The organism is Oleiphilus sp. HI0128 (assembly GCF_001635365.1).
This window is the reverse complement of record NZ_LWGG01001327.1, coordinates 1-1,579: the sequence shown is the minus strand read 5'-3', so window position 1 is coordinate 1,579 and position 1,579 is coordinate 1. Positions and strand designations below refer to the sequence as shown.

Here is a 1,579-nt window from a genome sequence, read left to right as displayed (position 1 = left end):
TAGGTGCCGGTTTGGGCTTTCTTTGGTTTAACACCTATCCCGCTCAAGTATTTATGGGGGATGTTGGCGCCTTAGCGTTGGGTGCCGCCTTGGGTGTTGTCGCTGTGATGGTAAGGCAGGAAATTGTTTTATTCATTATGGGGGGCGTATTTGTGATGGAAACCGTATCGGTCATTCTGCAGGTCGCTTCGTTTAAATTGACCGGGCGCAGAATATTTAGAATGGCTCCCTTGCATCACCATTTTGAATTAAAAGGTTGGCCAGAGCCTCGTGTAATCGTACGTTTCTGGATAATCACCGTGGTATTGGTATTAATTGGTCTTGCGACCCTGAAAGTTAGATAAGGCAAGCTGTGAATACAATTGTGACAGATAAGAAAGTCGTTATTGTCGGTCTTGGTAAGACCGGGCTTTCGTGCGTGCGCTTTTTAGCGTCGCAAGGCTGTCAGCTATGTGTCATGGATAGCCGTGAAGAGCCGCCCGGGCTTGAAGGCTTGCATGCTGATTATCCGAATGTTCAATGTATAACAGGTGGCTTTGACCAAGAGCTTTTGTGCTCAGCAACTGAAATCATTCTGAGCCCGGGAATTGCCCTGGCAACACCAGAAATCCAGGCCGCTATCAAAAGCGGTGTGCGAGTTCGAGGTGATATCGACCTGTTTGCTGAAGCCGCTAAGGCGCCGATTGTTGCGATTACCGGCTCTAATGGTAAAAGTACCGTCACAACTTTGCTGGGTGAAATGGCAGAGCAGGCAGGGCTAAATGTTGGTGTTGGTGGAAACCTAGGGACCCCAGCACTTGAGTTACTAGATAACTCAAGTGAGCTATATATTCTAGAACTATCCAGTTTTCAGCTAGAGACGACAGATCATTTAAGTGCAGAAAGCGTTGTTATGCTAAATCTCTCTGAAGATCATATGGATCGCTATGAGAGCAAAATTGCATATTTACAGGCTAAGCAACGTATATTTTTTGGCGCTAAAAAAGTCATTGTTAATGATGATGAGGTGCTCAGTCAGCCCTTACAAGCTGAAGGAATGGAGCTGCTTCACTTTGGCTTGAATAGAGCAGACTTAAATAAGTTTTCCTGTATGGACATTGATGGCCAGCGTCATCTAGTGAAGGGCTTTGACAGTATTTTGCCCGTAAAAGATTTGAAGATCTGCGGCGAGCATAATCTTTCGAACGCGCTAGCTGCTTTGGCATTAGGAACATCTGTTGGCTTGCCTATGGATGCGATGGCGAATGCTCTGAAAAGTTATAAGGGGCTACGTCACCGTTGTCAGCATATCAGGTCTGTAGACGGTGTTGATTATATCAATGACTCAAAAGGAACGAATGCGGGTGCAGCCCAAACAGCCATTAGCAGTATTGGTGCGAATTTAGATGGAAAGGTACTGCTAATTGCCGGAGGCGATAGTAAAGGTGCTGATATTTCCGGCTTGCTCGAGCCTATGCAAAAGTTTGGGAAACTGGCGCTGCTATTTGGACAGGATGCGGAGTTAATAGAAGCTGTTTTAAAAGATAAGGTTGAAACGCTTCGTGTTGCTAACCTGGAGCAGGCAGTTCAACAAGCCAAG

At 46.0% G+C, this 1,579-nt stretch carries 2 protein-coding genes; both read left to right on the top strand.

Annotated elements, in window-relative coordinates; all coding sequences use genetic code 11:
• The coding region (mraY, locus tag A3763_RS22180; protein WP_068760526.1) for a phospho-N-acetylmuramoyl-pentapeptide-transferase at window positions 1–344 on the top strand (344 nt) is incomplete at its 5' end.
• Between the two features lie 8 nt (window positions 345–352).
• The coding region (gene murD / locus A3763_RS22175) for a UDP-N-acetylmuramoyl-L-alanine--D-glutamate ligase (RefSeq protein WP_068760524.1) at window positions 353–1,579 on the top strand (1,227 nt) is incomplete at its 3' end.